The sequence below is a fragment of the Mesorhizobium sp. M5C.F.Cr.IN.023.01.1.1 genome (assembly GCF_003997585.1).
Classification (GTDB): Bacteria; Pseudomonadota; Alphaproteobacteria; order Rhizobiales; family Rhizobiaceae; genus Mesorhizobium; species Mesorhizobium wenxiniae.
Genome location: NZ_RZSU01000180.1, coordinates 1 through 8090 on the forward strand (window position 1 = coordinate 1; position 8090 = coordinate 8090).

Genomic DNA, 8090 nt, shown 5'->3' on the forward strand with positions numbered 1-8090 from the left:
GTCCGGCGCATGCGTCCGGACCACAGCTGGGACGACATAGCGCGGTTTCTGAAGCAACGTGGGCTCGGCTGGTCACCGGAGCGATTGCGCCGGGCCGTCAAATGGATGGTCACCGAAGGGATGGCGGATGCGGCGCTTCTGAGGAAATCTCCACCTCGCCTGCCCGAGGATCGCCTGATGACGCTGGTTGCCGGGATCCATTCGTCCAATCCGCAGCTTACGCTGCGCGAAATCGCCGGCCAGCTGGAAAGGTTACACGAGCGCACGCCGCATGGCGGGACGAAATGGGCGCCCTCGTCGGTCAAGAACCTTCTCGACCGTGCGAAGCGGAACGGCTTGCTCAGCGAGGCCTGAGACGCAAGTATTGTGTGGCGCGAACGCAATACCCATCGCGCGCCCTGACCCTAGCCGAAATCGGCCAAAGAATTCGTAAACGCCGGAGCGCGCTTCCATGATGGACACCAGGATCATCGACAGCCGAGACGATTTTGCGCAGTGGGCGATCGACCGGGCCACTGCGATCCTGACCGATCAGGGTTCGGACCTCGCCACCGCCGCCCGCGGCGGAAACGAAGCTCAAATCGGCGAGACCGCACAGGCGCTGGGTCAGGCGATCGTTGATGCCTTGCTCGAGGCGTTTGACGGTCTTATGGGCGGCGACTGAGACATCGGCTCGGACCGCGGGAATGGCTGCTCCACCAAAAGCGGGACCGAAATTCGAGTGCACAGATCCGTCCGACATCACGATCTCGGCCGACGCAAGCTTCTCAGAAGCGCTTCGGAGACCTCGAGCCGCCCTTCCCGCTTGTCGGCATCGTCCGGCGGGCCGCCACGGGTCTGCGCAGCCGCCTTTTCGGTGTCCAGCTTGGCGCGCAACAGTGCCATGACCATCGGCCAGGCCGAGAATTTCCCGTCGCGGGCCCGATCTGTCAGGCTGCGCAAATAACCGCCGGCGCTATTGATCTGGTCGGCGCGCTGGTAGATCGCCGCCAGCGTAATTGCCGCCTGCCGTTCACCCATAACCTCGCAGGCCTCCCGCCAGGCGCTCGGGCTGACCCCCAGCATCGGCCGGGCGACTTCCGCCGCCGCCAGAAAATCCCGCCAGTTGCGGATTTCGGCGTCCTTCGCCAGCTCACGCCAGTTTGCGCAGGCGTCCAGCACGATCCCCAAGGGCAGCTCGCGCTTTGGCAAGCTGTGCAGGTTGTGGTTTTCCGCGGCGCTGCCGCCCGCTTCTTCCTTATCTCCTAAGCCGTTTTCAGATTCAGATAGAGAGTCTGGGTTTGAATTCTGTATGTGGCGACCAGAACGGGACTCATTGGCGTCCGGATTCTCGGATTTTGTGAAGGATTCCAATGCTTCACGGATTTCAATCCAGAGCAGCTCCAGATCCTCGCAGATGTCCTCGAGAAGCTGTCGTGGCGCCGTCCTGGGGAGCCGGGCGATAATCTCCTGATAGACCCGGGTCATCTTGCCCCAATTGCCAGGAACGCCCTCCTCGATGCCGGCATCGATCATCTTCACGATGTCCCGGCGCAGAAGCGTCAGGCGCTCCCTCGCGGCCTTGTAGGCGCGTTTCTCGGCCTGAACCGTCTCTGCCAGTTCGGCGAACTCCTCGGCGCGCGCGACGATCGGCGACAGATCGAAGCCGTAGGCCTGCTCGATCTGCCCGCCCCTGCCCTTGCGCGCGAAGCGCTTGCCGTTGGGGCTGTCGCGGCGGATGATGAGCCCGCAGTCGACCAGGACGGCCAAATGACGCCGCAGCGTTGTCGGCGGCATGCCGTTCGCCCGGGCCATGAGCTGCTCGTTCGACGGCCATACGATCAATTCGCCATCGGCCGAGAGTTCCATGTCCCGATGGAAGGACAAAAGCGCGTTGAGGATCGCCAGCGCGCGATCCGTGGCGCCGATCAGATCCTTGGCTTCACGGATCGATTTGAAGGCATGCCATTTCTGAACGCGTGCGCCTTCCGGCATCGCGTTCGCCACGGCCTGGCTCGCCATCATGGCAAGCGTCATCGTTCGCCGCCCAAAGGGCGTCGTTGCTATGTGTCCCGTCATGGTTCTGCCCTCTAGCTCTTAGGCAAAGCAAAGGCGCTCACCAAAACGGCGTCCAAATCTCCTCACGGAGACTCTTGACTGTGATTCGCGGAAGTGAGATTCTCGTTGTCGCCAAACGAACGAGAGAGGCTTCCGAGACGCTGTTTCGGGGGCCTTTCTTTTTACCGCATGCTACCTCTATGATTGTTGCGCCATCCTTTGGCTTCGGCCGAGACCGTCACCCTTCCAGTGCCTCGCCCATCCTTGTCAGCTGACAAGGCTTTGCGCTCCGCACCGAAATCACACCTCGCCCTCCCGGGCAAAAAACCTGTCCATCAACACCGGCAGTTCCTCCTCGAGGAAACCGCCAAACGCCGCCGCGTATTCGGTTGCTATCGATAGCTTGATGTCACCGCCGGAGAATGTCGCTTTTCCGACTACCTTTCCGGCCGGGCCCTTAATCTCCTTCTCGCTGCGGGACCGTGGCGGGTCCTTCCTCACCGCAGCTAGAGCGCGCTTGAACCGTTCATCTGATGGCAGGGATAAAACCTTGTCATCTGACAAGGTTTTCTGCACTCGCGTCAGAGCTGACTGGTCCTCGCTCACAGCAGTAGCCAATGCAATCCATCGCGGACGGCCGATCTTAGGCGCACGGCCAATTTTCTCTATCACGCCCACTGGAAGCGCCCGGCAAACCGACCTGAGACGCGCCAATTCCGGATCATCAATTGACAAGGCGGCGCGAATATCTCGTGCTTTGATGCCCGCCGCGTCCATTCTCCAGGCGAACAGCGCGCGTTCAATCCAACTGAGGTCTTGTCTCGCGGCGTTCTCAATGCCCTGCGCCACGACAAGCTCGCTGTCTGACAATGACAGGATCGTGGCTTTTACCCTGATGCCGAGTTCGGCTGCCGCTCGCCAGCGGCGATGCCCGTAGACGACCTGATAGCGGCCCTCCGAGCCAGGATGCCGCCGAACCTGGATTGGAACCTTCTGGCCCTCCTCCAGGATTAGCTTCTTCAGTGCTTCGAAGTCGGCATCACTGTCGTCAGGAAGCCTATCCGGAAACGGCGATGGATCTATCAGCTTTGGGTCGAGTTCAGTACCACCACCAGCGTCGACAAGTGCCCGCAGGTTATCTCGCTCCTCCCGCAACTCTGCTAGCGACCGTTGGGTCGCACCGATTACGCCCGCCCCAACCCGGGCTAGCGGTTGCGCAGAGGGAGGCGAATGGTTCTTAGACTCCGAAGCTCCCGCTTCCGACTGCGAGAAAGCTCCAAAGTTCGCGAGAATTGACTTTCCGCCAGGACGCTTCGCCATCATGTCCGTCCCCAACTTTGCTTGATCAAGCCGAGGATTTGGTCATTGACAGCGTCGATAGACTCCCGCGCACGCTTCACCGTCGCAGCGGAGATGTTGCCGGATTCAAGCTCATAGAGAGTACGCTTCGCCAAGCCCGCAGTTTCAATCGCCGCACTCTCGACTGCCGTTGACGTGAGAACGTCTTCCGTGAACAGATGCCGAAGCATTGTGACGACATGGACCTGAGACTGGTCCATAGGATCGTGCCTGGTCACGACATATCGCAGAAAATCCTGCTTCATCGTTGCGCCAGCATCCCGAATGACGGAGATCAGATCACCCATCATCAAAAGGAATTGGCTCATCGACATGACGTCCAGCATGGCCGGATGGACGGTGACAAGAAGACCCGTCGCAGCATAAATGGCTCCAAGTGTCAGGAAGCCAAGAGAAGGGGGGGTATCCAGGATGACGACATCATACCGATCCTCAACCTCTGCCAGCGCGAGCCGCAACCGCTCGAAAAAGATGCTCTCGGCGTCCGTCCGCCGCTGCGATAGGAACCGCGGTGTCTCATGTTCATATTCCATGACCTCTATATTTCCCGGGATCAGGTCGATGCCCGTGAAATACGTGGGTCGAACAATTTCAGCGATTGGGCGACGCTCATCGTCGTACCGTAGGGCTGCATAAATGGTCTCGTTCTGCTGCACGTCCATTTCTGGCTGCGCGCCAAACATCGCGGATAGTGACGCCTGTGGATCGAGATCGATCGCGAGAACGCGATAGCCATGGAGCGCCAGATAGTGGGCGAGGTGGGCGCTCGTCGTCGTCTTAGCACTGCCGCCTTTGAAATTTGCGACGGCCAAAATCTGCAGATGCTCGCTGCCTCGGCGATGCGGCAGAAATCTCAACGCCTCTGTCGGTCGTTGAGCTGCAAACAGCTCACGAAGTTCGTTGATTTGCGCCAGCGTGTAGACGCGATGATTGTTTTCAAGGCGGGCAGGGACGGGGCCTTTGCCTTCGTTGGACATCAACTTGAGAGTCGATTCGGGAATAGAGGTCAGCCGTGAAACTTCGTGAATCATGAAGTTCCTGAGACTCTTCTGGGCGTCCGGCGGGTACATCTGCTGGCGCCTCGCCTGCAGATGTTCGGAGAGCATGCCAGCATGCCGGACGATCTTGTCAGCCGGATCCTCGCTCTGCACTCTGATTGCGGCTTGCGCGGCCATTGTCGATTTCATTCCTCTTTGTCGGTCTACATGCGACTTATCGGCTTTTGCCCGACAAGCAGCTAGGCCATGATTCTCCGCCTGCGTCCAGTGGTTTAAGGTTAACGACTGGTTAACGCGATATCATTGCGAGGTAGCGGAGATGCGGGTTTTCCTGTTCCATATCAGTTCCTTAACCGACATCTTCGCGTCGATCTTCGCCAGCTATCGCTAGTAATTCTATTAGGGTGCTGCATCCCCAAGTTTCGCGCCGGCAGAGGGCTTTATCCCGCCGTGGAGGCCGACTCCCCCTGATCGCATCGAATCGCACTCATAATTTCGCTAGTCGCGGCCCTCCGCTCAATCGTGCCCTTTGCCTCCGAACGCACTCGATTCGGAGCAATACTGATGCGGGCACTGGCCATTCCTCCTGACGCATTTGATGACTTTCCTGATCTTCTCGATTCCATGCACCGCCTTCGGGCTCGCATCTTCAAGGGACGGCTCGGATGGGACGTAGTCACAACGGCAGGGCGAGAAATCGATGAATTCGACGCTCTGAAGCCAACATACATCCTGGCGATATCGTCGGCCTCCGAGGTCGCCGGCTGCGCAAGGCTGCTGCCGGCGAGCGGACCGACCATGATCGAGGCGCTGTTTCCCGATCTGGTGCAGTCGGGCGCCTTCAAGCCGCATTCTGCGATGATCGAGAGCTCGCGCTTCTGCGTCGACACCTCGCTTGACGAGGGGAGGGCAGGGGGCTCGCTCCACGATGCGACACTCACCATGTTCGCCGCCATCATCGAATGGTCGATGGCCAACGGATATCGCCAGATCGTCACCGGGACGGACCTTCGCATCGAGCGCATTCTCAACAGAGCCGGTTGGCCGATGAGCCGGATCGGGGAGCCGCGGAGGATCGGCGAGACGACTGCCATCGCAGGGATGCTGCCGGCAGACCGCGCGAGCCTCGAGCGCGTGCGCCCGCCGTCATATCGCTCCGTCCTTAGTCCGAAGCTGCGTGCCGCCTGAGCGAGGATGGCCATGTCCCAGCTTCGCTCGCACCCGCGCCTAATCCGCAAGCTGCAGGAAGCGCTCGGCGATCAGCTCTGCGTCGCCCTCGATGACGCGACCGTCGTCGAGATCATGCTCAATCCCGATGGCCGGCTTTTCATAGAGCGGCTCGGCCACGGCGTTATGCCGGCCGGAGAGATGAGTGCCGCAACCGCCGAGGTCGTCATCGGCAGTGTGGCGCATGCGCTGCATTCGGAGGCAGACGATGATCGACCGATCGTCTCGGGCGAGCTGCCGATCGGCGGCCACAGATTCGAGGGGCTTCTGCCTCCGGTAGTGGCGGCGCCGACCTTCACCATCCGCAGGCGCGCGTCGCGGCTCATTCCGCTCGACGACTATGTAAAGGCCAAGGTGATGACAACGCGCCAGGCGGATATCATCCGTAACGCGATTGCCTCACGGCTCAATGTCGTCATTTCCGGCGGCACAGGTTCCGGCAAGACCACTCTCGCAAACGCGGTGATCGCCGAGATCATCGAGACAGCCCCGGAGGATCGTATTCTGATCCTCGAGGATACCGCCGAGATCCAGTGCGCGGCGGAGAACGCGGTCGCATTGCATACCAGCGACACGATCGACATGGCGCGGCTCCTGAAGAGCACGATGCGGCTGCGCCCCGACCGGATCATCGTCGGCGAGGTCCGCGACGGGGCTGCGCTGACATTGCTGAAAGCCTGGAACACCGGCCACCCGGGCGGCGTGACCACGATCCATTCCAATAACGCCATGTCGGCGCTGCGCCGCCTCGAGCAGCTCACCGCCGAGGCGAGCCAGCAGCCGATGCAGGAGGTCATCGCCGAAGCCGTCGATCTGGTCGTCTCGATCGAGCGTACTGGCCGCGGACGGCGCGTGCGCGACGTGGTCCACGTCGAGCGGTTCGAGGGCGGCCGATACAAAACTGAATCCTACCCCCAGATCGACGAGGACAGCCATGCAGCGTAAACCCGGAAGTGTCTTTGCAGTCGGATTGCTGGCTCTCCTGGCCTGCCTCGAGCTCAGCGCCCCGGCTCTGGCCTCGAGCGGCGGCGGCCTGCCCTGGGAAGGCCCGCTGCAGCAGATCCAGCAATCGATCACGGGTCCGGTTGCCGGCTTCATCGCGCTCGCCGCGGTCGCGATCGCCGGCGGCATGCTGATCTTCGGCGGCGAGCTCAATGATTTCGCGCGGCGGCTGATGTATGTCGTGCTCGTCGCCGGCATCCTGCTCGGCGCAACCCAGATCGTCGCGCTGTTCGGCGCCAGCGGCGCCTCGATCGGCGATGTCGCTTCTTCGCCGAAGATCGATCGGGAAGGGGAGGGCGGTCATGGCTGAGCCGGGCTCGACCCTCGACCGTTCGCGAATCCATCGGGCGCTGTCGCGGCCAAACCTGCTGCTTGGCGCCGACCGCGAGCTCGTGCTCCTGACCGGCCTCGCGGCCGTGATCCTGATCTTCGTCGTGCTGACGCCCTATTCGGCGTTGTTCGGGATTGCGGTCTGGGTCGTCGTGGTGGCGGCACTGCGGATGATGGCCAAGGCCGATCCGATGATGCGGCGCGTCTATGCCCGTCATGTCGGCTACCGGGCCTACTACCGGCCGACCTCGACGCCCTGGCGCCGGTTCTGAGGCCCGGCCATGGTCGCTCTACGCTCCTTCCGTCATTCCGGCCCGTCCTTCTCGGATCTGGTGCCCTATGCCGCGCTGGTCGCGAACGGCGTCATCCTGCTCAAGGACGGCTCGCTGATGGCGGGCTGGTATTTTGCGGGGCCGGACTCGGAGAGTTCGACCGATGCCGAGCGCAACGAGGTCTCCCGCCAGATCAACGCGATCCTGTCGCGGCTTGGCTCAGGCTGGATGATCCAGGTCGAGGCGGTGCGGGTCGCGACCTCGGACTATCCGGCGCGCGAGGAATGCCATTTTCCGGACGCCGTGACGCGGGCGATCGACGACGAGCGCCGCGCGCATTTTGAGGAGGGGAGGGGACATTTCGAGAGCCGCCACGCGCTGATCCTGACCTGGCGGCCGCCGGAAAGACGGCGCTCGGGCCTCGCGCGATACGTCTATTCCGACAGCGAGAGCCGCACCGCGCGCTATGCCGACACCGTGCTGGAAAACTTCCAGACCTCGATCCGCGAGGTCGAGCAGTATCTGGGCAATGTGCTTTCGATCCGCCGCATGGTGACGCGCTCGGTTGAGGAGCGGGGCGGCTTCCAGACCGCCCGCTATGACGAGCTCTTCCAGTTCATCCGCTTCTCAATCACCGGCGAAAACCATCCGGTGCGCCTGCCCGACATCCCGATGTATCTCGACTGGCTGGCGACCGCCGAGTTCAGCCATGGCCTCACGCCCATGGTCGACAGCCGCTATCTCGCGGTGGTCGGCATCGACGGCTTCCCAGCCGAGAGCTGGCCGGGCATCCTCAACTCGCTCGACCTGATGCCGCTCACCTACCGGTGGTCGTCGCGCTTCATCTTCCTCGATGATCAGGAGG

8 protein-coding genes and 2 pseudogenes are annotated in these 8090 nt (G+C 61.9%); 7 read left to right on the forward strand and 3 right to left on the reverse strand.

All coding sequences use genetic code 11. From position 1 onward, the window contains the following. A pseudogene (locus EOA78_RS34195) lies at positions 1-354 on the forward strand (recombinase family protein); the annotation flags it as partial. Between the two features lie 97 nt (positions 355-451). Then, positions 452-664, forward strand: coding sequence for a hypothetical protein (locus tag EOA78_RS34200; RefSeq protein ID WP_348628521.1), 213 nt, complete (start codon positions 452-454; stop codon positions 662-664). 77 nt (positions 665-741) lie between these two features. On the opposite strand, the gene repC is transcribed toward EOA78_RS34200, so the two are convergent. The 3 genes from repC to repA all read right to left on the reverse strand — a co-directional run bounded on the left by repC (position 742) and on the right by repA (position 4571). Continuing rightward, entirely contained in the window at positions 742-2058 is a 1317-nt protein-coding gene (repC, locus tag EOA78_RS34205; RefSeq protein WP_127320004.1) for a plasmid replication protein RepC, read from the reverse strand. 279 nt (positions 2059-2337) lie between these two features. Then, positions 2338-3357, reverse strand: a complete 1020-nt coding sequence (gene repB / locus EOA78_RS34210; protein WP_127320017.1) for a plasmid partitioning protein RepB — start codon at positions 3355-3357, stop codon at positions 2338-2340. Continuing rightward, a complete protein-coding gene (gene repA / locus EOA78_RS34215) occupies positions 3357-4571 on the reverse strand; it encodes a plasmid partitioning protein RepA (protein WP_127320006.1) in 1215 nt (404 codons plus the stop codon). Before repA ends, repB begins: the two co-directional genes overlap by 1 nt. A 387-nt stretch (positions 4572-4958) precedes the next feature. On the opposite strand from repA, the gene traI reads away from it, so the two are divergent. The 5 genes and pseudogenes from traI to EOA78_RS34240 all read left to right on the forward strand — a co-directional run. Next, positions 4959-5582, forward strand: coding sequence for an acyl-homoserine-lactone synthase TraI (gene traI, locus EOA78_RS34220; protein ID WP_127320008.1), 624 nt, complete (start codon positions 4959-4961; stop codon positions 5580-5582). A 12-nt stretch (positions 5583-5594) separates the two neighbouring features. Then, entirely contained in the window at positions 5595-6566 is a 972-nt protein-coding gene (trbB, locus tag EOA78_RS34225; protein WP_127320010.1) for a P-type conjugative transfer ATPase TrbB, read from the forward strand. Next, a complete protein-coding gene (locus EOA78_RS34230) occupies positions 6556-6933 on the forward strand; it encodes a TrbC/VirB2 family protein (protein WP_164784083.1) in 378 nt (125 codons plus the stop codon). The genes trbB and EOA78_RS34230 overlap by 11 nt, the downstream gene beginning before the upstream one ends. Continuing rightward, positions 6926-7225, forward strand: a complete 300-nt coding sequence (locus EOA78_RS34235) for a conjugal transfer protein TrbD (protein ID WP_127320012.1) — start codon at positions 6926-6928, stop codon at positions 7223-7225. The genes EOA78_RS34230 and EOA78_RS34235 overlap by 8 nt, the downstream gene beginning before the upstream one ends. Before the next feature lie 9 nt (positions 7226-7234). Continuing rightward, positions 7235-8090 (forward strand): annotated as a pseudogene (locus EOA78_RS34240) (conjugal transfer protein TrbE); the annotation flags it as partial.